This window comes from Herbaspirillum huttiense (assembly GCF_047300815.1).
GTDB classification, from domain to species: Bacteria; Pseudomonadota; Gammaproteobacteria; order Burkholderiales; family Burkholderiaceae_D; genus Herbaspirillum; species Herbaspirillum huttiense_A.
Genome location: NZ_CP178608.1, coordinates 4,854,116 through 4,877,246, shown reverse-complemented (window position 1 = coordinate 4,877,246; position 23,131 = coordinate 4,854,116). Strand labels below are relative to the sequence as shown.

Below are 23,131 nucleotides of genomic sequence, written 5' to 3'. Positions count from 1 at the left end.
TGACGTTTTCTGCGCACCCCCATGTCGGAAATGCATAACGGAGGAACGATGAGGATCACGCTGCGGCAATTGCAGATTTTCCTGGCGGTGGCCCAATCGGGTTCGACCACGGCGGCGGCCGGCCTGGTGGCGCTGTCGCAGTCGGCGGCCAGCGCTGCATTGAATGAACTGGAGAGCCTGCTGGGCGTGCAATTGTTCGACCGTGTCGGCAAGCGGCTGGTGTTGAACGACAGCGGCCGCCAGTTGCTGCCGCAGGCGCGCCACATGCTGGATGCGGCCCAGACCATCGAGCGCCAGTTCAGCGATCCGGCTGCCGGCAGCGACCTGCACCTGGGCGCCTCCACCACCATCGGCAGCTATCTGCTGCCGGCCATGATCGCGGCTTATCGGCGCAGCCATGCCGGAGCGCGGGTGCGCGCACTGGTGGCCAATACGGCCGATATCGTGGAGGCGGTGGTCAATTTTGAAGTGGATGCGGGGCTCATCGAAGGGCCCTGCCATGCCGATGATGTGCAGGTGGAGCCGTGGATGACCGATGAACTGATCGTGGTGGCCGCGCCCAAACACCCCATCGTCCGCGCGCGCCGCAAGATCACCCTGAAGATGCTGCGCGAAGCTGACTGGCTGCTGCGCGAGGCCGGGTCCGGCACGCGCGAGGCGGTCGAGCATGCGCTCATTCCCTACCTGCATCATTTGCCGTCCTCCTTCGAGTTCGGCAATTCGGAAGCCATCAAGCGCGCCACCGCCGAAGGCCTGGGCATCAGCTGCCTGTCACGTTCGGTGGTGGAAGATCTGATCGAATCGAAGAAGCTGGTCGAACTGGACACGCCCCTGCCGACCTTGCGCCGGCATTTTTACATGGTGGTCAGCCGCCACCGCGCGCCTTCGCCCAGCCTCGCGGCGCTGCTGTCGTTCTGCCGCGACTGGGCGCAGCGGCAGGCACCGCACTGAAGGACGGGGCCTGCCAGGGGCTGGGGTCAGATCGGTTCGAAGACGCCCGCGCTGCGGTTCTTGGCCACCTTGTTCCAGGCGAAGATGCGGCCGTTCATGGCCACATACACGCCCGGCGGCAGCACCTGGGCCACGCCGCAGGCAAAGCCGAAGTTGAAGAAGGCGTCGGAGTTGGCGATCTCGTAGGGGATCATGGCGCCGGTCAGCACCACGGTCTTGTCGGTGAGCGCCTGGCCGAGCACCTGGGCGGTCTGCTGCATGGTGTCGGTGCCGTGGATGATGACGATGGCCTGCTGCGCCGAGGCCTGGCAAGCTTCCAGCACGCGCTGGCGGTCGCCGTCCTGCATCTCCAGCGAATCGAGCAGGCGCAGGGTTTCGAGGGAAACTTCGGTGGTGATGCGGGCGCGGGCGATGACGTCCGGCAGGTGGCTCTCGCCAAAGCCAAGCTGGCCCGCGATTTCGTCGTAATGCTTGTCGAAGGTGCCACCGGTGGCGATGATGCGCAGGCTCATGGGTTTCCTATCTTCCAACTGGTCAAAATGTTCACATCGCGGGATAAGCAAGATGCGGTCCCGGACGCCGCGTGCCAGCCGCTTCCCCCCGGATAGCCGCCGCTATGGCTGCTGGCAGGCGCTATCTTACACGCAGGAAGCTTCATTTTCGTGGGAAGACGGGTGGGGCCGGAGCGATTTTCCAAGGCCATTTATAATGGACCGCATATGAAACCTCTGGCACCCGGCACCGTCATCTTCCACCGCCATCGCGGCTATGGCGTGATCGTGCTCGTCAACCTGATGACGGGCTGGATTTCTGCGCGCTTCGGCAGCGAGGTGCGCACCCTGGACCTGAACCTGTCGTCGGACGAAGTGCAGCATGCTGATGGCACGCCCATCCTGTTCCGCCGTGCCCCGCCGGACCGCATGCCGCATGCGCGCCTGATGGCCATGGTGCGCGAGCTGCATCGCGCCGGCTACCAGCGGCTCTACCTCTATAGCTGGCCCAAGCCGTCCGGGCTGCACTGGCGCTGGCATCTCTTCAGCGGCCCGCGCAACTGGATCGAGCGGCCCTGGCGCGAGGGCTGGTATGGCTCGGGCGCGGATTACAACTTCAATCCGGTGATGGGCTGGGGCGACGGACCGTCTTCGTCCCCCGAAGAACTGGCGCGCCTGCTGGCCCAGTTCGACCCGCAGGGACTGGCCCAGGCGCTGGGCGAAGACGAAGCCCATGCCAGCTGGTTCGAGCTGGTCTGCGCCACGCTCTTGCCGGATTACGCCTTCAGCCTCGGCTGGCACAGCAACGGCAACATCCCGGAACACCTGCCGGTGATCCCGATCCGGCGCAACGTCCCCGAATACGCCGGCCCGCCGCTACCGTGGCCGCCGGGTTGGCGACACCTGTGGAAGCGCGCCGGGGCCATGCCCCAGCTGACCTATGACCCGCCGGTCAGAACCATTCACCGCATCACCCCAGAGCCTCAGGATTGAGCACGTTCTTGGGCGACCCGGCGGCGTAGTCGACGATGTTCTGGAAGGCCGCGCGGAAGTAAAGTTCATATCCGTCTTTTTCCACATAGCCCAGGTGGGGGGCGGCCACCACGTTGTCCATCTTCAGCAGCGGTGAGTCCACCGGCAGCGGCTCGCGCTCGAAGACGTCCAGCGCGGCCATTCCGGGGCGGCCGGCGTGCAGGGCGGCTTCCAGCGCATCGGCCTCGACCAGTTCGGCGCGGCTGGTGTTGACGAAGCAGGCGCTCGGTTTCATGCGGGCCAGGTCGCTGGCCTTGACGATGCCGCGCGTGGCGTCGTTCAAGCGCAGGTGCAGGGTCAGTACATCGGCCTGGGTGAAGAAATCTTCCTTGCTGGCAGCGGCCTGCAGGCCATCCTTGACGGCTTGCTCGCGGCTGGCCTCGCGTCCCCACACCACCACCTGCATGCCGAAGGCGCGGCCATAACCGGCCACCAGCTTGCCAATCTTGCCGTAGCCCCAGATGCCCAGGGTGCGCCCCTTCAGGGCGGTGCCGATCAGGTTCAGATGCGGCGTGGGCGAGACCTGCTGCCAGGCCCCCGCGCGCAGGGCGCTGCAGTATTGCGGCACGCGGCGCATGGCGGCCATGATGAGGGCCCAGGTCAGCTCGGCCGGTGCGGTCGGGTCGCCCACGCCTTCGACGATGGCAATGCCGCGCGCGGTGGCGGCGGCCACGTCGACATGGCCGCTGACCTTGCCGGTCTGGGAAATCAGTTTCAGCAGGGGGAGTTTTTCCAGCAGGGGCTGGGTGAGGGCGGACCGTTCTCGGATCAGCACCACGGCGTCGAAGGGCGCCAGCCGGGCGGCCAGCTGGCCGACGCCGCGCACGGTGTTGGTGAAGACCTTGACGTCGTGGCCGTCGAGCAGACGAAAGCAGTCGAGGTGGCGCACGGCATCCTGGTAGTCGTCGAGGATGGCGATTTTCATGGGAAGTCTCCTGGCACTCTTGAGGGGCGGTCACCGGCCACCTGCGTGGCCGGCGTGGGCGTCCATCATAAAGCGATTGCCGGGATTCGGCACGGGGGGTGCTGCCCTGGCCGCTTCCCCGCTACTCAAATGCCGATGTCGATGACCAGCTTGCCGCGCGCCTGGCCCTCGGCCACCAGGGCGTGGGCCTGGTTGACCTGCTCCAGGGTGAATCGGCGTTCGTCCATCAATATCCGCAATGTCCCGGCGTCGGCCAGGCCTGCAGCTTCGCGCATGATCTGGCCATGGCGCGCGCGGTCTTCGCCGGTCAGCAGCGGCAGCAGGGTGAACACGCCCGAATAGGTCGCGCCCCGGAAGGACAGCGGCGCCAGCTTGTGCGCGCCCCAGCCGAGGCAGCTGACGACATGCCCGACATAGCGGCGGGCCGCGGCGAAGGAGGCGTCCAGCGTAGCGCCGCCGACGGTGTCGTAGATGACGTCAAAGCCTTTGCCGTCGGTGTATTGCTGCACGTAGTCCTCCACCTGCTGGCTGCGGTAGTCGATGGCGGTGGCGCCCAGGCTCTCGATGGGGCCCTTCTGGTCGGCGCTGCCGGTGGCGTAGACCTCGGCACCCAGTGCAAGGGCGATCTGCACCGCGATGTGTCCGACCCCGCCGGCACCGCCATGCACCAGCACTTTCTGGCCGGGCTGCACGCGGGCGCGCTCGACCAGGCCTTCCCAGGCGGTGATGAAGATCAGGGGCAGGGCGGCGGCCTGGCGCATGTCCAGGCTGCGTGGCTTGTGGGCCAGCAGGTCGGCATCCACGGCGGCAAACTGGGCCAGCGAACCCGGCACGCCGCCGATGCCGCCGGTCATGCCATAGACCTCGTCACCGGCAGCGAAGCGCGTTTCGCCAGGCGTGACCGCCTCGACCACACCGGCCAGGTCGATGCCCAGGATGGCCGGCAGGCGGGCCTGGGCATGGGCGGCGTTGCCGGCCTGGATCTTGGTATCGAGCGGATTGACGCCGCTGGCGGCGATGCGCACCAGCACCTGGCCGGGGCGCAGCGTTGGTGTTTCGATGGGGGCAAGCGACAGCGGGGTGCCGAACTGGGTCAGCAGGGCGGCTTGCATGAGGGAAGGGGCGTTGGACATGATGACTCCTGAATGTGGTATGGGTGAAGGAAGCATCGCCTCACCGCAGGGCGGCTGGTCGATGCACGCAGTCTCCCGGTTTGCCTTGCGCCGAAAAAGCGGGCAACGCCAAAGTCAGAATTGCGCATCGGCGAATAATCGGCCGCGCGCCATGGCCTAGAATCAGGGCACCAACAACGACAGCACAGGGAGAACACCATGGACCGACTGGACATGCTCAAGGTCTTTTGCGCCGTGGTCGAGGCGGGCGCATTCAGCCGGGCGGCTGAAAAGTTGTCCATGTCCACCTCCTCCGTGACCACCCACGTGGCCGCACTGGAGGCGCACTTCAAGGTGCGCCTGCTCAATCGCACCACGCGCAGCATGTCGCTCACCGAAGAGGGACGGCACTGCCACCAGCAGGCGCTGCGGCTGCTGGCCGACATGGGCGAGCTGGAGGCGGGTTTGCGGGCCTCCGATACGCGCCCGGTAGGGCTGCTCCGGGTTGACTTGCCCAGCGTCATCAGCCGGCGTTACGTGGCGCCGGCGCTGCCGGGCTTCCTGCGCCAGTATCCCGAGCTGGAACTGCGCGTGACCGTCAGCGACCGCATGGTCGACATGGTCGAAGAAGGGCTGGACGTGGTGGTACGCATCGGCACCCTGGCCGACTCCGGCATGGTGGCGCGCAAGCTGGCCGGTACCCGCTACCTGTGCTGCGCGGCACCGTCCTACCTGCAGCAGCACGGCTGGCCGCAGACGCCCGAGGCGCTGGACCAGTTCGCCTGCCTGGGTTTCCTGAATCCGCGCACGCGCATGGTCAAGCCCTGGCGTTTCAGCCGTGACGGCGTGGAAAGCTCGCATATTCCCAAGGGCCTGCTGGCCATGGATCATGTGGAATCCATGGTGGCCGCCGCGCAGGCCGGCGGCGGCATCATCCAGCAGATGTCGGTGACCCTCGATCCGCCCTTGCAGGAGGGTAGCCTGGTACCGGTGCTGCCGGAATGGCAGGTGGCCGGTCCGGACATCGTGGCGCTTTACCAACCAACACGCCGGGAGACGGCCAAGGTTAAAGTTTTCGTCGCGTTTCTGCAGGAGATATTCACAGCATGAATGGCATATCGCCCGCAATGCCCCGCAAATCCAGTGTTCATGCGGTTTATCAAGGAATGGCTGTTATATGCCACGGTAATGAAAAAACAGATTTTTTTTGATTTGTAATTACCTACTACGTAAGTCGGGTATTTATCGCTACAAATTTGCGTAAATTCCGTTTTATCGGGGTACAATCGCTGCCACTTTCCTGCACTCTCGACTGTCGAAGAGTGAGCAAAACCCGCCGCCAGCAAGGAGGCGGGCCGGGTGGCCGGGTTCCTAGAGACGGCCGCCCTCGACAAGACCGCCGTACTGCAGACTGGCGTGCGTATCCCGCCAGGCCCGTGCAACGACGATCCTGCCGTGCCAACCGAATTCATCAACTTGTGGCATTGGAGGTAGCATATGAACCAACCCCTCATGGCAGGCATTCCCGCAGTCAATGCGCCCGCCTACGTCAAACACCAGAAACTGATCAACTGGGTCGCCGAAATCGCTGCGCTGACCAAGCCGGCTCGCATTTACTGGTGCGATGGTTCGCAGGAAGAATACGATCGCCTGTGCGCTGAAATGGTCGCCGCCGGCACCATGAAGAAGCTCAACGAAGCCAAGCGTCCCAACAGCTACCTGGCCTGCTCCGATCCGTCGGACGTGGCCCGTGTGGAGGACCGCACCTTCATCTGCTCGCAGAACAAGGAAGACGCCGGCCCGACCAACAACTGGACCGATCCGGCCGAGATGCGCCAGACCCTCAACGGCCTCTTCGACGGCTGCATGGCCGGCCGTACCTTGTACGTGGTGCCGTTCTCGATGGGTCCGCTGGGTTCGCCCATCGCCCACATTGGCGTGGAATTGTCCGACTCTCCCTATGTGGCCGTGAACATGCGCATCATGACGCGCATGGGCCGTGCCGTGTATGACGTGCTGGGCAGCGATGGCGAGTTCGTGCCTTGCGTGCACACCGTGGGCGCACCGCTGGCCGCCGGCCAGAAGGACGTGGCCTGGCCGTGCAATGCCACCAAGTACATCGTCCACTATCCGGAAACCCGCGAGATCTGGTCCTACGGTTCGGGCTATGGCGGCAATGCGCTCCTGGGCAAGAAGTGCTTCGCCCTGCGCATCGCCTCCACCATGGGCCGCGCCCAGGGCTGGCTGGCCGAGCACATGCTGATCCTGGGTGTCGAATCCCCGGAAGGCAAGAAGCACTACGTGGCCGCCGCTTTCCCCTCGGCCTGCGGCAAGACCAACTTCGCCATGCTGATCCCGCCCAAGGCCTTCGGCGGCTGGAAGGTCACCACCATCGGTGACGACATCGCCTGGATCAAGCCGGGTGCCGATGGCCGCCTGTACGCCATCAACCCGGAAGCCGGCTATTTCGGCGTGGCCCCGGGCACCAACGAAAAGAGCAACTACAACTGCATGGCGTCGGTGTCGGCCAACACCATCTTCACCAACGTGGCGCTCACCGATGATGGCGACGTCTGGTGGGAAGGCATGACCAAGGAAGCCCCGGCGCACCTGATCGACTGGCAGGGCAAGGACTGGACCCCGGAAATCGGCAAGGAAACCGGCCGCAAGGCAGCGCACCCGAACGCCCGCTTCACCGTGGCCGCGACCCAGAACCCGGTGATCGATCCGGCCTGGGATGATCCGGCCGGCGTGCCGATCTCGGCCTTCATCTTCGGTGGCCGCCGTTCCACCACCGTGCCGCTGGTGACCGAAGCCCGCAACTGGGTGGAAGGCGTCTACATGGCCGCCACCATGGGTTCGGAAACCACCGCTGCGGCCGTCGGCCAGCAGGGCGTGGTGCGCCGCGATCCGTTCGCCATGCTGCCCTTTGCCGGCTACAACATGAGCGAATACTTCCAGCACTGGCTGGACATCGGCAAGAAGATCGCCGCCTCGCCCGCCGAGCTGCCCAAGATCTACTGCGTGAACTGGTTCCGTACCGATGCCGACGGCAAGTTCGTCTGGCCCGGCTTCGGCGACAACATGCGCGTGCTGAAGTGGATGCTGGACCGCATCGAGGATCCGCAGGGCGTCAAGACCGGCGGCGTCGAGCATCTGTTCGGCGTCACCCCGCGCTTCGATGACCTGCAGTGGGAAGGCCTGGACTTCAGCGCCGAACAATTCGCCACCATCACCTCCATCGACAAGGCCGCCTGGGTCAAGGAACTGGAGCTGCATGCCGAACTGTTCGACAAGCTCAAGCACAAGCTGCCGGCCGAACTGCAAGGTGTGAAGGATAAGCTGGAGAAAAAGCTGGCAGCCTAAGCTGACCGGTTCGGAGAAGACAGGAAGCGCCTGCCGCAGCGATGCGGCGGGCGTTTTCTTTTTGTGTAGCCTATCTAGCGGGAGTGCTTTTCAGCCCGGCATCAGCAAGGTCAGCGGCATCAGCGCCGCCCGCAATGCCTCGGGCAAGGCCACCGGCCTGCGGCTGGCGCGATCCACGTACACATGCACGAAGTGGCCTTGCGCAGCGGCAGTCTCTTCCCCCGCCTTGAAGATGCCCAGCTCGTAACGCACGCTGCTGCGGCCCAGATGCGCCACGCGTACGCCCACTTCGATCAGGTCCGGAAAGGCGACGGACGCAAAATAATTGCACTGCGTTTCGATGACCAGCCCGATCACTTCCCCGCGTTCGATATCCAGCACGCCCCGCTCTACCAGGTAATGATTCACCGCGGTATCGAACCAGCTGTAGTAGACGACATTGTTGACGTGACCATAGACATCGTTGTCCATCCAGCGCGTAGCAATGGGGTGAAAGTGCAGGAAATCGGCGCGGCGGCCGGGTTGGGGACGGTGCTCGCTCATCGGTTCATCGGGGTCAGGATTGGTCAGCTTGTGCGCCTGCACAAGATCGGCGTGCTTGCAGTAACATTGCTCCCACTTCCGCTCGCACCCGCTCTTGGCGCGGCCGGAAGTGTTCCATCTTAAGCGATCACGGCCGGAGATTGGCCAGTGTCGTGCTTGCCTCTGCGCAGGCCGGCGCCATGTACTTCCGGTGACCGCCCCCCGTTTTGCGGCCGCCGGCACTGCCAATAGCCTGATCCTCAAGACTGATAGTTAAATCCAATCAAAAGTATTGATTAAATAAAATTGATCTATTTTGTTTGGCGTTCTACTATTCAACCCATCGCTTCACTCAACCCCCTTTAAAAGGAAATCGACAATGTCCCTGATCAACACCACTATCAAGCCGTTCAAGGCAACCGCTTACCACGATGGCAAGTTCGTCGACATCACCGAAGCCACCCTGAAGGGCAAGTGGTCCGTGTTCGTGTTCTACCCGGCCGACTTCACTTTCGTGTGCCCGACCGAGCTGGAAGATCTGGCCGACAACTACGCTGAATTCAAGAAGCTGGGCGTTGAGATCTACGGTATCTCCACCGACACCCACTTCGCTCACAAGGCATGGCACGACACCTCGGAAGCCATCAAGAAGGTCCAGTACCCGCTGGTGGGCGACCCGACCGCAACCCTGGCACGCAACTTCGAAGTGCTGATCGAAGAAGAAGGCCTGGCACTGCGCGGCACCTTCGTGATCAATCCGGAAGGCGAAATCAAGGTCATGGAAGTGCATGACAACGGCATCGGCCGTGACGCTTCGGAACTGCTGCGCAAGGTCAAGGCAGCCCAGTACGTGGCATCGCACCCGGGTGAAGTCTGCCCCGCCAAGTGGGAAGAAGGCGCTGCCACCCTGAAGCCGTCCCTGGACCTGGTCGGCAAGATCTAAGCAACACCCCGCCGTATCGCGCCAGCCAAGCGCTGTTCTGCGGCTGGCGCTGCACTGAATATCCCGCAGTATCCGTCCTGACCCGCTCCCCCCGGGCAAGCGGCTGACCCCCACAAGGGCGAGGCCGTGGTCAGGACGACCCTTGAATCTCTCAACGAGGAAGTAATCATCATGCTTGATGCCAATCTCAAGACCCAATTGAAGGCCTATCTGGAAAAGGTCAGCCACCCGATCGAGATCGTCGCGTCGCTCGATGATGGCGCCAAGTCCCGTGAGATGCAGGAACTCCTGCAAGACATCGTGCTGCTGTCGGACCGCATCAAGCTGGTCGAGCAACGCGGTGCCGATGCCCAGGGACGTACCCCGTCCTTCAAACTGAACCGCCCCGGGACCGATATCAGCGTCGAATTCGCCGCGATCCCGATGGGCCACGAATTTACCTCGCTGGTGCTGGCGCTGCTGCAAGTGGGCGGCCATCCGATCAAGCTCGATGACAAGGTCATCGAGCAGATCAAGAACCTGGACGGCGATTACAGTTTCGAGACCTATGTCTCGCTGACCTGCCAGAACTGCCCGGAAGTCGTGCAGGCCCTGAACGTGATGTCGATCATCAATCCGCGCATCCAGTCGGTGACCATCGACGGCGGCCTGTTCCAGGGTGAAGTCGAGCAACGCCAGATCATGGCCGTGCCGACCATCTACATGAATGGCGAGGTTTTCGGCCAGGGCCGTACCGGCGTGGAAGAGATCCTCGCCAAGCTCGACACCGGTGCTGCTGCCCGCAAGGGTGAAGAACTGAGCGCCAAGGAGCCGTATGACGTGCTCATCGTCGGCGGCGGCCCCGCCGGTGCAGCCGCTGCCATCTATGCAGCGCGCAAGGGCATCCGTACCGGCGTGGTGGCTGAACGTTTCGGCGGCCAGGTGCTCGATACCCTGGCCATCGAGAACTTCATCTCGGTGAAGGAAACCGAAGGCCCGCAATTCGCCACCGCGCTGGAACAGCACGTGAAGGCCTATGACGTCGACATCATGAACGTGCAGCGCGCTGAAGCGCTGGTGCCGGGCGACAAGCTGATCGAAGTGAAGCTGGCCAATGGCGGCGTATTGAAGGGCAAGACCGTGATCCTGTCCACCGGTGCCCGCTGGCGCAACGTCAACGTGCCGGGCGAGCAGGAATACAAGAACAAGGGCGTGGCTTATTGCCCGCACTGCGATGGTCCGCTGTTCAAGGGCAAGCGCGTGTCGGTGATCGGCGGCGGCAACTCGGGCGTGGAAGCGGCCATCGACCTGGCCGGTATTGTCGCCCACGTGACCCTGATCGAATTCGCAGCCGAGCTGAAGGCCGATGCAGTGCTGGTGCGCAAGCTCAAGAGCCTGTCCAATGTCACCATCGTGACCTCGGCGCAGACGACCGAGATCACCGGCGACGGCCAGCGCGTCAACGGCATCAGCTACAAGGAACGTGACACCGGCGAGGTCAAGCACGTGGAACTGGAAGGCGTGTTCGTCCAGATCGGCCTGGTGCCCAACACCGAATGGCTCAAGGGAACCCTGGCCTTGTCCAAGCACGGCGAGATCGAGATCGACGCCAAGGGCCAGACCTCGATTCCGGGCGTCTTCGCGGCCGGTGACGTCACCACGGTGCCGTACAAGCAGATCGTCATCGCCGTGGGTGCAGGTGCTACGGCAGGCCTGTCGGCCTTCGATCACCTGATCCGTTCGTCGGCGGATGAGGTGGCACCGGCGGTCGCCAAGGAAGCGGTTGCGGCCTGATTGAATCCAGCCAGCCAGTAAAGCATTGCAAGAAAACGCCACCGGTTCGCCGGTGGCGTTTTTGTTTCCGGCTTGCAGCATGCGGTCCGGTGCATCCAAGGGTTTGCGCAGACGTATCCCTACGCAATGCATGGCCTTTGCAGCGCCCACAAAAAAAACGCCATCGGTCACCCGATGGCGTTTTGACTGGCGCATCTGCAGCCTTGGCTGCAGCATTACCTGAGGATTACTTGAACATCAAGCGCAGCGAGTCCCAGGCGCGGCCGATGAAGCCAGCCGGGCCCACCGATTCCAGTGCGATCACCGGCAGTTCGGCCACGGTCTTGTCATCGATGGTCACCTTCAGGGTGCCGACCTTGGCGTTTTCCGAGATCGGGGCGATCAGCGGATCATTGCGTTCCAGCTTGGTCTTGACCTTGTCAGCCGTGCCCTTGGGGATGGTGATGTAGACGTCGTTCTTGAAGCCGACCTTGATCTTGCTCTGCGAACCCTTCCACACGTCCGGCGTATCCACCGCCTGGCCCTTGGCATACAGCTTCACGGCGTCGAAGTTCTGGAAGCCCCAGTTCAGCAGCTTCTGGCTTTCCTGGGTGCGGACCTGGTCGGAAACGGTACCGATCACCACCGAGATCAGGCGACGCTCGCCATTGGGCACCGGGCGATGGGCCGAGGTGATCAGCGAATAGCCGGCGCTGGAGGTGTGGCCGGTCTTCATGCCATCGACCGTCGGATCCAGCCACAGCAGGCGATTGCGGTTGGGTTGGGTGATGTTGTTGTAGGTGAACTTCTTGACCGAGTAATAGCGCTTGTAATAGTCGGGGAAGTCGTTGATCAGGTTGCGGCACAGGATCGCCAGGTCGCGTGCGGTGGTGTACGTGTCGGCGCTGGGCAGACCGTGCGGGTTGCTGAAGTGGCTGTTGGTCAGGCCCTGGCGCTGGGCTTCACGGTTCATCAGCTGCACGAAGGCGTCTTCCGTGCCGGAGACCGCTTCGGCCACGGCCACGGCGGCGTCATTGCCCGACACCGAGATCAGGCCATACAGCAGGTTGTCGATCGAGACCGGCTTGTTGGGCTCGATGAACATCTTGGAGCTGCTCGGATCGACCTTCCAGGCGTTGACAGAAACGTTCACTTCCTGTTCCAGGCTCAGGCGCTTGTCGCGCAGGGCGGCGAAGGCCAGGTAGGCGGTCATGAGCTTGGTCAGCGAGGCCGGCTCGACGCGGGTATCGGGATCGCTGGAGGCGATGACCTGGTTGGCCGAGGCATCGAGCAGCAGCCAGCTCTTGGCTGCCACGGTCGGCGGCGGCAGGCTTTGGGCGGAGGCGGTCAGGGCGGAAAGGGAAAGGACGGTTGCGGCGAATGCCGCGAGAAGCTTTTTCATCGGTGCCTAAGAAAAATTGCCTGCACGGGGGAACATCGTAGCTGTTGGTTTGAAAAGAGGGTGAGGCAGGACGGATCAGTCTGGTTCAATCGATGCGAACAACCGCAATGGCGCGCGTTGCGCCGGTCTGGCTGGTCGCACTGAATTATAAAACGTCATGTGGCATCGTTCCCAATTGAATGGATCTTCATCCCCGAAAATCCCCTCACGATACCGGCATGCACCCTGGCCCTGGCCTCGCACAGCGCCGCCATGCTTGCGGATGAACGCCGGTCGTGCCGGAAACCTTCAGGCCGGAAGCTGCGCCGGGCGGCGATGCCAGCTTTCGACCACGACGTTCTTGATATGTTGCAGCTTGCGGTGAAAAAAGTGATCCGAGCCCGGAATCACCACCACCGGCAGCTCCTGCGGGCGCGCCCAGTCCAGGACGGCGGACAGGGGAATGGTCTCGTCCTGCTCGCCGTGGATCAGGATGGTATTGGCCGGAGCCGGCGGCATGGGCCACTTGCCGGCGGCCGTGCCGACCAGCACCAGGCGCTCGGCGGCGCTGGCCGCATCCTGTTGCAGCAGGCGCTGCTGCAATTGCGCCTGGACGAAGGTACCGAAGGAGAAACCGCCCAAGGCCAGCGGCAGGTCCGGATACTGCGCGCGCATGTGCTGCAGCAGCAGGGCCATGTCGTCGGTCTCGCCGGCACCGTGGTCGTGTACGCCTTCGGACTTGCCCACGCCCCGGAAATTCATGCGCACCGCCACGTAGCCCAGCGCCAGGAAGGTGCGGGCCAGGGTTTGTGCGACCTTGTTGTCCATCGTGCCGCCATACAGCGGATGCGGATGGGCCACCAGGGCCAGGCCGAGGGGAGCGGCGAATTGCTCGGGATCCGGCAGGTCGAGCGCGCATTCAAGTTGGCCGACGGCACCGGCGATCTGGAAGTGTTGGGTGTGTACGTTCATGGCGTGCGGGGAAACGGATGAGGGGAGGCTTGCTGCGCCCGGCATTGCGGGCGGCTGCTTGATCAAACTTTCATATCTTCAGATTTTGAGGCGATCCACGACCTTGCCGCCGACGATATGGCTGTCGATGATCTCGTCGATGTCTTCATTGTCGACGTAGGTGTACCAGGTGCCCTGCGGGTAGATCACCACCACCGGGCCTTCTTCGCAGCGCTCCAGGCAACCGGCCTTGTTGATGCGGACCTTGCCGGGCGCGGACAGGCCCAGTTGCTTGATGCGCTTCTTGGCGTGCTCCTGCGCGGCTTGCGCGCCCTTGTCGGCACAGCAGGTACGCTCGCCCGGCTTGCGCTGGTTCAGGCAGAAGAAGACGTGATGTTCGTAATAGGGTTGCTCTTGCGGTTGCTCTTGATCGCTCATGGAATGCCCTGTGGAGAGTGACGGCAGTGCCGGCGCGGGCCGGCAAAGCGTCAATGATACACCCCGCTCAGCCCGGCCTGCGGTGCACCGGGTGCAACAGGAACCAGATCGCCAGGAAGGGCCACAGCACCGACAGGAACTGCGCGGCCCCGTCGAAGTTGAGGAATTTGCCCTGGACCCAGGTCTCCAGCGTGGAGAGGTAGTAGGGGTTGGCCGGCACGGCGTTGGTCACCACCAGGCTCAGGATCAGGGCCAGTGCCGCCACCCGCCGCTGTGCCGTGGGCGGGGCCCAGGCCAGGCCGACAATCATCAGCGTCCCCAGCATGATCCCGCCCACGGCGCTGGGCGAGATCCAGACAAAGGCATTTTGCGGCGCGAAGAACAGCGCGCAGGCCAGCGACTTGGCCGCGATGCAGGCCAGCAGGTAGAGCGTCACCAGCCGACGGCGCGGGGCTTGGCGGCGCATCAGCAGCAGCACCAGCAGGGCCGCCCCGGTCAGGCCGCAAGCGGTGACGATCACGTCGGCCAGCCAGTATTGCTCGGCGCTCGGTTGCGCGCTGTTGAGCCAGGTGGTGGCCAGGTCGATCGGGGTATCGAACAGGTCGGAGAAGAACGCCGACAGCGGCGGCACCAGATGGCCCAGGCCGAACAGGTGGTTCTGTGGATAGATCAGCGCTAGTGGCCACAGCCACGCCACCACCAGCCCGCGGCTGGCCGAGCCCGAGAACCAGCGCCGGCGCAATATCAGGAAACGGCTCTCGTGCAGGAAGTACCGACTGCAGGCTGCGCCCAGCACGGCCCCCAGCGCCACGCCCAGCGAATTGGTCAGCAGGTCGAGATTGGAAGGCACGCGCGTGGGCAGGTAGGTCTGCACCGCCTCCATGCAGCCCGACAGCAGCACGCCGGCCAGTGTGGCCGGCCCTATTGCCCACCAGGGACGCAGGTGCGGATGCAGGGCCAGCACCAGCAGCAGGCCCAGCGGCACGTAACCGGCGACGTTGGTCCAGACGTCGAACACGGTCCAATAGTAGGGCAGGCGCGTGCCCAGGTAATCGAAGGGTTTGATCCCCATGTCGCGCCAGCCGGAGAACGGATACCAACTGGCATAGACGATCAGCAGGGTATAGACCAGCAGGCTCACGCGCGCAAACGACGAGGCTGCCGGTGCACTGGCCGGGGTAGCGGGAGGCTCGGGGCGGGAATCGGGTGGAACGGGCATGGGCCAGAGGGTAACCGATTTCGGGCCAGGCGGTGCCGGCCGGCTGCCGTCTTTACCATGGCCGCGCGCCCGGCTCCCCGCGCAGGCGCGCTCTGCCGTTACAATGCGCGCATGACACTGACTTTTCCCATGCCCGCCGAGTCTGAATCGGCGCCGCTGGTGCGTCCCGAGCGCATCGGCATGCTCCTGGCCGGATCCGATCCCACTGGCCAGCAACGCATCGATGTCCAAGCCGTGGCCGAGACCGGCTCCACCAATGTCGACCTGATGCAGCGCCTGTCGTCCCTGCAGCGGCCGCTGCTGCTGGTGGCCGACCGCCAGACCGCCGGCCGTGGCCGCGCCGGCCGTCCCTGGCGCGCCGCCCCGGAAGATTCCCTGACCTTTTCGCTGGCCTGGCGCCTGCAGCGTCCCATGCATGCGCTGCTGGGCTTGCCGCTGGCCGTGGGCGTGGCGCTGGCCGAGGCGCTGGAAGTGTTCGGCATCCGGCCGCAACTGAAGTGGCCCAATGACGTCTTGCGCGACGGCGCCAAGCTGGCCGGTATCCTGATCGAGACCGCCGCCGATGGCCGCCAGGGCGATGCCACCTGGGCCGTGATCGGCATCGGCCTGAACCTGGCGGTACCGCCAGGCCTGGAAGAGGAACTGCAACGCGCCGTCGGCGCAGCGCCGGAACTGCAGAAGCCGCCGCGCGAAACCGTGCTGGCCATCATCGCCAGCGCGCTGGCGGGTGTATTGGAGGAATTCGAGGCGCGCGGCTTCGGGGCCTTCGTCAAGCGCTGGGAAGCCTTCCACGCCTATGCCGGGCAGGCCGTCAAGATCGTCGAGAATGGCCGCGTGCTGCAGGAAGGCACGGCCTTGGGCGTGGACATGATGGGCCGCTTCCTCATGGACACCGAGGCCGGACAGGTCGAGATCCTGGCCGGCGACGTCTCATTGCGGTTGCAAGACGCATGAGGCTGCTGGTCGACGCCGGTAACACCCGCATCAAGTGGGCGGTCGTGGCCGATGCGGATCAGAGCACGTCCCCACGCTGGCAACAGCAAGGCGCGGTGGAACGGGCCCAAGCGGAAACGCTGGCACAGGACTGGGCTGCACTGGCCAGCCAAGCCGCTCCTGATGAGCTATTGCAGATCTGTGTGTCCAACGTCGCTGGCCCGGCCCTGCGCGAGAGCCTGCAAGCCATCCTGCACGGTGCCTTCGGAGCGCGCATGATCGTCGAATGGTTCGCTTCCACAGCCGAGCGGGCCGGCGTGCGCAATGGCTATCGCCATCCCGGCCAACTGGGCTGCGACCGCTTTGCGGCGGCCATTGGCGCGCGGGCGCTGTTTCCGGACCAGGAGTTGCTGGTGGCGACCTGCGGCACGGCCACCACCATCGACGTGGTCAGCGCCGATGGATGCTTCGAGGGCGGCATGATCCTGCCGGGCTTCGGCACCATGGCTACCTCGCTGGCCTTGAATACTGCCCAGCTGCCCCGCATCGATGGCGCCGCGCCGCCGGAGCGCCTGTTTGCGGACAATACCGTCGACGCCATCGTCGCGGGCTGCATCGCGGCCCAGGTCGGGGCCATCGAACATGCGCTGGCCGAACGGCGGCGCCTGCGTCCGGAGGTTCCGCTGCGCTGCCTGCTGGCCGGGGGCGCCGGCGCCTTGTTGGCGCCGTATCTCGCATCGGGCGATACGCCACTGGAAAAAGTGGATAATCTGGTGCTCATAGGCCTTCATATGGCCACCATGCGGGTATGAACCATGGACGCTGGGCGCTTGTCCATGCAGACAGGCAAATCAATCAGGGCAAGGAAGACTGGGCGCGGATGAAGCTGAAACTGCTTTTTTGGCTGTTGCTGGTAGGTAACGTGGTCCTGTTCGGGATGTCGCGCGGCTATTTCGGTGCCACCGCGTCCGAACGGCGCGAGCCGCAGCGCCTGGCTGAGCAATTGCGCCCGGAGCTGCTCAGCGTGTTGCCCGCCAATAGCGACAAACTCGCGTCGCAACTGCGCGCGCAGCCGGCGACCACGCAGTCGGCCGCTGCCGACGCTGGTACGGCGGCCGCAGCGCCTGCCGCCGAGGCTCCTGCGGCAACCCCTGCCACGGCAGCCCCGGCCCAGCCAACGGTCCCGCAGGTCGCCACGGTCACGCCTTCCTGTACCGAAGTCGGCAACTTTACCGCAGCCGACGCCCGCCGCTTCTCGGACCAGCTGGCCAGTCTCAAGCTGGGCGACAAGGTGGTCCAGAAGCTGACCCAGGACGTGACCAGCCACATGGTCTACATCCCGCCCCAGGATGGCCGCGAAGGGGCCGATCGTCGCATCGCCGAGCTGCGACGGCTGGGTATCGGCGATTTCTACGTCATTCCTGACAGCTTCCCCAATCCGGCGCTGCGTTCGGGCGTCTCGCTGGGCATTTTCCGTACCGAGGAGGCGGCCAAGGCCTATGTGGGCCAGCTGATCTCGCGCGGGGTGCGCAGCGCCCGCATCATTGCGCGCCGCTCGGGGGCCGGCAAGCAGGTGTTCCAGCTGCGCGACCTGAGCCCGGAATCCCGCACCGCACTGGAGAACATCAAGAGCGCCTTCCCGGATCAGGAAATCCGCGCCTGCAGCGCCTGAGGGCGGCGACGTTGTCTGGATCGGACACGCCGCATGTTGCAGTGCGAAGGCAGGCGGCTTTCCATGTAAAATCGCGTCCCTAACCGCATCACCCCATCACTTTTTCCTCATCGCATCGACAGGACATTGCCATGACCACCGACCTCACCCACGTAGCCCCCCAGATCAAAGCCGAAATCCTGGCCGAGGCGCTGCCGTATATCCGCAAATTCCACGGCAAGACCATCGTGGTCAAGTACGGCGGCAATGCGATGACCGAAGAGAGCTTGAAGCACGGCTTCGCCCGCGACGTGATCCTGTTGAAGCTGGTCGGCATGAACCCGGTGGTGGTTCACGGCGGCGGCCCGCAGATCGATGCGGCGCTCAAGAAGATCGGCAAGCAGGGGACCTTCGTGCAGGGCATGCGCATTACCGATGAAGAAACCATGGAAGTGGTGGAATGGGTGCTGGGCGGTGAAGTGCAGCAGGACATCGTGATGCTGATCAATCACTACGGTGGCCAAGCGGTGGGCCTGACCGGCAAGGACGGCGGCCTGATCCGCGCGCGCAAGATGCAGATGCCGGACAAGGAGCATCCGGGTGAATTCCTCGACATCGGCTACGTGGGCGAGATTGACGCGATCAACCCGGCAGTGGTCAAGGCGCTGCAGGACGATGCCTTCATCCCCATCATCTCGCCGATCGGTTTCGGTGACGATGGCCAGGCCTACAACATCAATGCCGACGTGGTGGCCGGCAAGATCGCCGAGATCCTGCACGCCGAAAAGCTGATCATGATGACCAACATCGCAGGGGTCCAGGACAAGGCCGGCAACCTGCTGACCGACCTGTCGGCTCGCGAGATCGACGAGATGTTCGCCGACGGCACCATCTCCGGCGGCATGCTGCCCAAGATTTCCTCGGCGCTGGATGCGGCCAAGTCGGGCGTGAACACGGTGCACATCATCGATGGCCGCATTGAACACTCGCTGCTGCTGGAAGTGCTGACCGAGCAAGCCTTCGGGACCATGATCCGTTCGCACTGATCGCTGCGCGGTTCGGTTGTAAAAAAGGGATGAGCTTGCTCATCCCTTTTTTGTTCACAGCGTTTTGCAGCGCTGTAGCGGCCGCGGTCAGTAAAGTTGCCTGACCTGCAAGCCCTGCTTTTCCAGCAGCACCGGCACGCTGTCCGGCCCGACCAGATGCAGGATGCCGATAGCCGCCACGGCCTTGTCCTGTTGGCGCAGCAGGCCGGCAATACCCGCCGCCAGGCCAGGATTGCGCTCCCGCAGCAGGGTTTGCACCGCAAAGCGGCTGGCAAAGCTGTCATCCTGCTGCATCTCCTGCAAGGCGGCACCGAAGTCGGCACTGTCGGCGTGGCGCCAGGCGGCGACCAGGCGGTCCAGCTTGCGGGTGAGGTCGGCATCGTCCAGCTCCTGCAGGGTGTCGGACAGGAATTGCGCCTGCTGCGCCGGCGTGAGCTTGCTGAACAGGCCCATCTGGCGGTCAGCGCTTTCCAGTTCGATCACCTTGCCGCCATGTGCGCGCACCGTCGCAGCCAGATGGCTGTCCACGGCCAGGTCGGTGCGATAGCCGTGGCGCACGTATTCCTGCACGGTCAGGGCCATGGCCAGCATCCAGGGGCGAAGTTGCTGCACGTTGTCCGGCGTCATGCCGAAACGTTGCAGCGTGGTCCGGGTCCGTTCGCGCAGTGCCGGGTCGAGTTGGTCCAGCAGCTGTTGCCCGGCGGGATAGACCGCGTAGCGCTGCACGGCGCTCTGCATGGCGGCGGCGTTCTGCGGGTCCAGTTCCAGCGCCAGCGTGGGCGCTGCGGCCAGCGCTTGCTGCAGCTTGGGTTCCAGCGGATAGAAATCGGGTGCGCCGACGTGGATGGTGCCAAACAGCAGCAATGTATGCCGGCCATCGGAGACCTGGTAGAGCGCCCCGCGCGGCGCAGCGGGCGGGACTGCATCCGTCGGCGTGGCGGCGCGGGCCGGGGAAAGCAAGTTCAGGCAGGACAGCCAGGTCAAAGTCACTATAATCAAGCGTTGCATCAATCCGGTCACTGCTGGCCTTTCTTTCCTAGCTTGCTGAAGGTGCGCCTCGCTGACGGCGGCGCGCCGGTCTTTTTATGGCGTCCAATACTACACCGCTCTGGCTGTTCGATCTCGACAATACCCTGCACAACGCCTCGCACGCGATCTTCCCGGCCATCAATACCAACATGAACCGCATCATCAAGCGCGTGCTGGACAACGATGGCCAGCCCAGCGACGAAGCGGCGGTCAATTACCTGCGGCGGCATTACTGGAAGCTCTACGGCGCCACCCTGCTGGGGCTGGTGCGGCATCATGGGCTGGGGGTGGATGAATTCCTGCATGAAGCGCATCTGTTCGACGACCTTCCAGGCATGGTGCGCGCTGAGCGCGGCATCGGCCGCTGGCTCTCGCAGTTGCCGGGGCAGAAGATCCTGCTCACCAATGCGCCGCGCCGCTATTCGCGCGAGCTGGTGCGGCACTTGGGGCTGCACCGCCATTTCTCGCATCACATTTCCATCGAGTCCATGCACGTGCATCGCCAGCTGCGCCCCAAGCCTTCGCGCATCATGCTGCGCAAGCTGCTGGCGCGTCACAAGGTGGCGCCAAGGCGCTGCATCCTGGTCGAGGATACGGTGGATAACCTCAAGAGCGCCCGCGAGCTGGGCGTGCGCACGGCCTGGGTGACACAATACCTGCGCGGCAGCCAGGCGCTCTTGGGGCACATGGGCGGGCAACGCGCACTGAGCCGCTTGCCGGGTTTTGTCGATGTGAAAGTTCGTTCAGTACGGCAGTTGCCGCGGCGGCTTGCGGCGCTCGGGGCCACGCGCTGAGCTGAAGGGACCTGCCAAAAATCAGTCGGCGCAGTCGGCGCACCAGCCCTTGATGGTCAGTTCCACTTCGTGACTCTGGAAGCCTTTGCCCAGGGTCTTGCGCAAGGCCGATTGCAATTGCGCAGCGGTGGAGCGGTGGCGGTCGGCATCGGGCAGGACGGTGGCCAGGAAGTCGGTGCCATCGCTGGCATCCAGGCAGAACACGCGGTTGCAGCGAGTGCACTTGAAGTGGCCGTGCTGGTGTTGCTTGCCCTGGGCATGGTCGTGCAGCCCGTGTTCGGCGTGATCGGCACCGGCGCTGTAGCGGAAGATGCGGTCGTCGCTGGAGATCTTGTGCGCCAGGCCGGCTTCGGTCAGGCAATCCAGGGCACGGTAGAGCGTGACCCGGTCCATGTCGGCAAAGCGATCCTGGATATCCTGGTGGGACGCCGCGCTGCGCGTTTCCAGCAGCGCGCCCAGGACGTTGACCCGGGCTTGCGTCACGCGTACGCCGGCTTCGCGCAGTTGCGCCTCGGCCAGCGCGCTCACCGTCGCAGCCTGGGCGGCGGTGCTGGCGGGAGAGGATTCGGCGGCTTTGGCTTTCATGGTCGGCATGGGCGAGGGTGCTGGGCCAGCGGGACTGGCCAAAGAATTCGGTAGCACATGGCGTGCGGAAGCCTCCATTTTATCCGATCACGGCCCGGCGCTCGCGAAGGCGCGGCTGGCGGCCGGCCGGCGCTTATTTGCCGCCGCCCTTGCGGGCCCGGGGATGGGCCTGGTCATAGACCTGGGCCAGGCGCTGGAAGTCCAGCGCGGTGTAGACCTGGGTAGCGGTGATGGAGGCGTGGCCCAGCATTTCCTGCACTGCCCGCAGGTCGCCGGAACTCTGCAGCACGTGTGAGGCGAAAGAGTGGCGCAGCATGTGGGGATGCACGTCAGCCGGCATTTCCACCCCCTTGCCATGGGCCTTGAGCCGCAGCTGCGTCACCCGGGGCGACATGCGCGCCCCGCGTTCATTGAGAAACAGCGCATGCGCATCCGTCCCCCGGTCGGCCTTGACCAGCCCGGCGCGCAGGGGCAGCCAGTCGCGGATGGCCTGCAAGGCCGCCTGGCCCACCGGGACCTTGCGCTTCTTGCCGCCTTTGCCGGTGACGGTGACCTCGGTCTCGTCCAGATCGATCCAGCCGGCCGATTCGTAGTGGCCTTCCCGTACGTCTGTCACATCGATGCCCACCAGTTCCGAAACCCGCAGTCCGCTCGAATACAGCAGCTCGAACATGGCCCGGTTGCAGGCCGCCAGCGTGGAATCGGGGTCGCGCGCCGGGTCAAGCTGGGAGACCAGGCGGATGGCCTCATCGGCCGGCAAGGCCTTGGGCAGGGGTTTGCTTTTCTTGGGCGGCTTGACGCCATCGACCGGATTGGCCGGCATCGCCTGTTCGACGGCCAGCCAGGCAAACAGGCCGCGCCAGGCTGACAGCTTGCGCGAGATGGAGCGCGCATTGAGCCCGCGCGCATGCAGGCGGGCAGCACATTTGCGGATCTGGGCCTGGGTCACGTGCTGCAGCGCGGGTTCGCTGGCCTCACCCCCATGGGCGGACGGTGCCAGCAGGGCGCGCAGCTCTTGCAGGTCGCGCGCATAGCTGTCCAGCGTATGCGGCGAGAGCTTGCGCTGGCTGCGCAGGAAGGAAAGATATTGTCCGATCAGGGACGAAGCCGGCGCTGCGATGTCATCCATGCGCTGACTCCTCGGCGTCGGCCGCCGCGCTCAGCGCAGCAGGCAGGCCAGGGCGGCGCTGCCGGTTTCGCCGATGCGGGTCAGGAAGTCGGTGGCCATGTCGGCCGTGAAGCGGCTGGGATCGGGCGACCCCAGCACCAGCAGGCCGAAGGCTTCAGGCGCAGCACCCACGCGCAGCGGCAGCATGGCCACTGACTTCACGGAGGCGGCATCGTCGAGCCAGCCGGCAGCTTCGAATTCCTTGTTGGGGCCGCAGAAGGGCGCTGACAAGCCATTGGCGAAGATGCGTGCATCGTCCGAGACTTCCTGCGTGGCCCAATTGCCGGCGTGCGCGGGACCCAGGTTCCACAGGCGCACCGTCACTTGGGGTACGTGGAAGATTTCCTGCAAGCGGTCCACCAGCACGCGCGGCAGGTCCTCGGCATCGCGGGTCAGGAGCAGGGCGCGGCTCCATGCCTGGAATTTGCTGGTGATCTCGTCGTTTTCCTGGGCGATGCGCATGAGGTCGGCCATGCGCAGTTCCTGCACGCGGATCTTCTCGCGCAGGATTTCCATCTGGCGTTCCTGCAGCGAGACGGCGCGGCCCATCACGGGGCTGGTGAGCTTGACCGTCGAAAGCAGTTCGGCGTGCTCCTCGAAGAAATGAGGGTGGTCGAGCAGGTAGTCGGCAATCAGGCTGGAATCCAGTTCGGTGGTCATCGTCGCGGGGTCTGTGTTGGAGTGCCGGTGGCGCGCGGGGAGGAGCGCACCGGAAATATCGCGAGATTATCCTCGCTATCGGACACACTGACAATCATCGGCGCCGCCGGGACGGGCTTGTCCGGGCCAGCAGAGCGGGTGAGGGCAAAAAGAAAGAGGCCTGCATGATTGCTCATGCAGGC

General features: G+C 64.6%; 23 protein-coding genes. 11 read left to right on the top strand and 12 right to left on the bottom strand.

Features of this window, described 5'->3' with window-relative positions:
* Nucleotides 1–48 precede the first annotated feature (48 nt).
* Nucleotides 49–951: a LysR family transcriptional regulator gene (locus ACLRDN_RS22330; protein ID WP_413458053.1), complete on the top strand. Its 903-nt coding sequence runs from the start codon at nucleotides 49–51 to the stop codon at nucleotides 949–951.
* Nucleotides 952–977: 26 nt separating this feature from the next.
* Here the strand turns inward: ACLRDN_RS22330 and ACLRDN_RS22325 are convergent, their stop codons facing one another.
* Nucleotides 978–1,463, bottom strand: a complete 486-nt coding sequence (locus ACLRDN_RS22325) for an asparaginase domain-containing protein (RefSeq protein WP_034330389.1) — start codon at nucleotides 1,461–1,463, stop codon at nucleotides 978–980.
* 207 nt (nucleotides 1,464–1,670) lie between these two features.
* Between ACLRDN_RS22325 and ACLRDN_RS22320 the strand changes: the two genes are divergently transcribed.
* Nucleotides 1,671–2,435, top strand: a complete 765-nt coding sequence (locus tag ACLRDN_RS22320) for an L-asparaginase (RefSeq protein WP_413458052.1) — start codon at nucleotides 1,671–1,673, stop codon at nucleotides 2,433–2,435.
* On the opposite strand, the gene ACLRDN_RS22315 is transcribed toward ACLRDN_RS22320, so the two are convergent.
* Both ACLRDN_RS22315 and ACLRDN_RS22310 read right to left on the bottom strand, forming a co-directional pair.
* Nucleotides 2,413–3,399: a D-2-hydroxyacid dehydrogenase family protein gene (locus tag ACLRDN_RS22315; protein ID WP_413458051.1), complete on the bottom strand. Its 987-nt coding sequence runs from the start codon at nucleotides 3,397–3,399 to the stop codon at nucleotides 2,413–2,415. The two genes, ACLRDN_RS22320 and ACLRDN_RS22315, sit on opposite strands and share 23 nt — an antisense overlap.
* Nucleotides 3,400–3,524: 125 nt before the next feature.
* On the bottom strand, nucleotides 3,525–4,532 hold the full coding sequence (locus tag ACLRDN_RS22310; RefSeq protein WP_413458050.1) for a zinc-dependent alcohol dehydrogenase family protein: 1,008 nt from the start codon (nucleotides 4,530–4,532) through the stop codon (nucleotides 3,525–3,527).
* 198 nt (nucleotides 4,533–4,730) lie between these two features.
* Between ACLRDN_RS22310 and ACLRDN_RS22305 the strand changes: the two genes are divergently transcribed.
* Both ACLRDN_RS22305 and ACLRDN_RS22300 read left to right on the top strand, forming a co-directional pair.
* Nucleotides 4,731–5,621 carry a LysR family transcriptional regulator gene (locus ACLRDN_RS22305; RefSeq protein WP_413458049.1) on the top strand — a complete coding sequence of 297 codons (891 nt, stop codon included), beginning with the start codon at nucleotides 4,731–4,733 and terminating at the stop codon, nucleotides 5,619–5,621.
* Nucleotides 5,622–6,008: 387 nt separating this feature from the next.
* Nucleotides 6,009–7,877: a phosphoenolpyruvate carboxykinase (GTP) gene (locus ACLRDN_RS22300; RefSeq protein WP_413458048.1), complete on the top strand. Its 1,869-nt coding sequence runs from the start codon at nucleotides 6,009–6,011 to the stop codon at nucleotides 7,875–7,877.
* 90 nt (nucleotides 7,878–7,967) lie between these two features.
* On the opposite strand, the gene ACLRDN_RS22295 is transcribed toward ACLRDN_RS22300, so the two are convergent.
* Nucleotides 7,968–8,420, bottom strand: coding sequence for an acyl-CoA thioesterase (locus ACLRDN_RS22295; protein WP_413460436.1), 453 nt, complete (start codon nucleotides 8,418–8,420; stop codon nucleotides 7,968–7,970).
* A 358-nt stretch (nucleotides 8,421–8,778) separates the two neighbouring features.
* On the opposite strand from ACLRDN_RS22295, the gene ahpC reads away from it, so the two are divergent.
* Both ahpC and ahpF read left to right on the top strand, forming a co-directional pair.
* Entirely contained in the window at nucleotides 8,779–9,342 is a 564-nt protein-coding gene (gene ahpC, locus ACLRDN_RS22290; protein WP_413458047.1) for an alkyl hydroperoxide reductase subunit C, read from the top strand.
* 171 nt (nucleotides 9,343–9,513) lie between these two features.
* A complete protein-coding gene (gene ahpF, locus ACLRDN_RS22285; protein WP_413458046.1) occupies nucleotides 9,514–11,115 on the top strand; it encodes an alkyl hydroperoxide reductase subunit F in 1,602 nt (533 codons plus the stop codon).
* A gap of 226 nt (nucleotides 11,116–11,341) precedes the next feature.
* Here the strand turns inward: ahpF and ACLRDN_RS22280 are convergent, their stop codons facing one another.
* The 4 genes from ACLRDN_RS22280 to ACLRDN_RS22265 all read right to left on the bottom strand — a co-directional run bounded on the left by ACLRDN_RS22280 (nucleotide 11,342) and on the right by ACLRDN_RS22265 (nucleotide 15,083).
* A complete protein-coding gene (locus tag ACLRDN_RS22280; RefSeq protein ID WP_413458045.1) occupies nucleotides 11,342–12,496 on the bottom strand; it encodes a D-alanyl-D-alanine carboxypeptidase family protein in 1,155 nt (384 codons plus the stop codon).
* Nucleotides 12,497–12,784: 288 nt separating this feature from the next.
* The gene (locus ACLRDN_RS22275) at nucleotides 12,785–13,447 is read right to left on the bottom strand and encodes an alpha/beta hydrolase (protein ID WP_413458044.1); all 663 of its coding nucleotides are present in this window, start codon (nucleotides 13,445–13,447) and stop codon (nucleotides 12,785–12,787) included.
* Nucleotides 13,448–13,525: 78 nt separating this feature from the next.
* Nucleotides 13,526–13,864 (bottom strand): (2Fe-2S) ferredoxin domain-containing protein, encoded by a 339-nt coding sequence (locus ACLRDN_RS22270; RefSeq protein WP_310838767.1) that lies wholly within the window; start codon nucleotides 13,862–13,864, stop codon nucleotides 13,526–13,528.
* Nucleotides 13,865–13,931: 67 nt separating this feature from the next.
* Nucleotides 13,932–15,083 carry a VanZ family protein gene (locus ACLRDN_RS22265; RefSeq protein ID WP_413458043.1) on the bottom strand — a complete coding sequence of 384 codons (1,152 nt, stop codon included), beginning with the start codon at nucleotides 15,081–15,083 and terminating at the stop codon, nucleotides 13,932–13,934.
* Nucleotides 15,084–15,194: 111 nt separating this feature from the next.
* On the opposite strand from ACLRDN_RS22265, the gene ACLRDN_RS22260 reads away from it, so the two are divergent.
* The 4 genes from ACLRDN_RS22260 (at nucleotide 15,195) to argB (ending at nucleotide 18,713) form a co-directional block, all read left to right on the top strand.
* The gene (locus tag ACLRDN_RS22260) at nucleotides 15,195–16,037 is read left to right on the top strand and encodes a biotin--[acetyl-CoA-carboxylase] ligase (RefSeq protein WP_413458042.1); all 843 of its coding nucleotides are present in this window, start codon (nucleotides 15,195–15,197) and stop codon (nucleotides 16,035–16,037) included.
* Nucleotides 16,034–16,828 carry a type III pantothenate kinase gene (locus tag ACLRDN_RS22255; protein ID WP_413458041.1) on the top strand — a complete coding sequence of 265 codons (795 nt, stop codon included), beginning with the start codon at nucleotides 16,034–16,036 and terminating at the stop codon, nucleotides 16,826–16,828. The genes ACLRDN_RS22260 and ACLRDN_RS22255 overlap by 4 nt, the downstream gene beginning before the upstream one ends.
* Nucleotides 16,829–16,896: 68 nt before the next feature.
* Entirely contained in the window at nucleotides 16,897–17,688 is a 792-nt protein-coding gene (locus tag ACLRDN_RS22250; protein ID WP_413458040.1) for a hypothetical protein, read from the top strand.
* A 131-nt stretch (nucleotides 17,689–17,819) separates the two neighbouring features.
* Nucleotides 17,820–18,713 carry an acetylglutamate kinase gene (gene argB, locus ACLRDN_RS22245; protein WP_034331770.1) on the top strand — a complete coding sequence of 298 codons (894 nt, stop codon included), beginning with the start codon at nucleotides 17,820–17,822 and terminating at the stop codon, nucleotides 18,711–18,713.
* Between the two features lie 87 nt (nucleotides 18,714–18,800).
* Here the strand turns inward: argB and ACLRDN_RS22240 are convergent, their stop codons facing one another.
* Nucleotides 18,801–19,703, bottom strand: a complete 903-nt coding sequence (locus ACLRDN_RS22240) for a TraB/GumN family protein (RefSeq protein WP_413458039.1) — start codon at nucleotides 19,701–19,703, stop codon at nucleotides 18,801–18,803.
* A gap of 95 nt (nucleotides 19,704–19,798) precedes the next feature.
* Here ACLRDN_RS22240 and ACLRDN_RS22235 point away from each other — a divergent pair, with 95 nt between their 5' ends.
* Complete coding sequence (locus ACLRDN_RS22235; protein WP_413458038.1) at nucleotides 19,799–20,536, top strand: HAD-IA family hydrolase; 738 nt, start codon at nucleotides 19,799–19,801, stop codon at nucleotides 20,534–20,536.
* A 21-nt stretch (nucleotides 20,537–20,557) separates the two neighbouring features.
* On the opposite strand, the gene ACLRDN_RS22230 is transcribed toward ACLRDN_RS22235, so the two are convergent.
* From ACLRDN_RS22230 to ACLRDN_RS22220, 3 genes are all read right to left on the bottom strand, one after another.
* Nucleotides 20,558–21,130 carry a Fur family transcriptional regulator gene (locus ACLRDN_RS22230; protein WP_145604987.1) on the bottom strand — a complete coding sequence of 191 codons (573 nt, stop codon included), beginning with the start codon at nucleotides 21,128–21,130 and terminating at the stop codon, nucleotides 20,558–20,560.
* A 124-nt stretch (nucleotides 21,131–21,254) separates the two neighbouring features.
* A complete protein-coding gene (gene xerC / locus ACLRDN_RS22225; protein ID WP_413458037.1) occupies nucleotides 21,255–22,250 on the bottom strand; it encodes a tyrosine recombinase XerC in 996 nt (331 codons plus the stop codon).
* Between the two features lie 30 nt (nucleotides 22,251–22,280).
* Nucleotides 22,281–22,949 carry a DUF484 family protein gene (locus tag ACLRDN_RS22220; RefSeq protein WP_413458036.1) on the bottom strand — a complete coding sequence of 223 codons (669 nt, stop codon included), beginning with the start codon at nucleotides 22,947–22,949 and terminating at the stop codon, nucleotides 22,281–22,283.
* Between the last annotated feature and the right edge of the window lie 182 nt (nucleotides 22,950–23,131).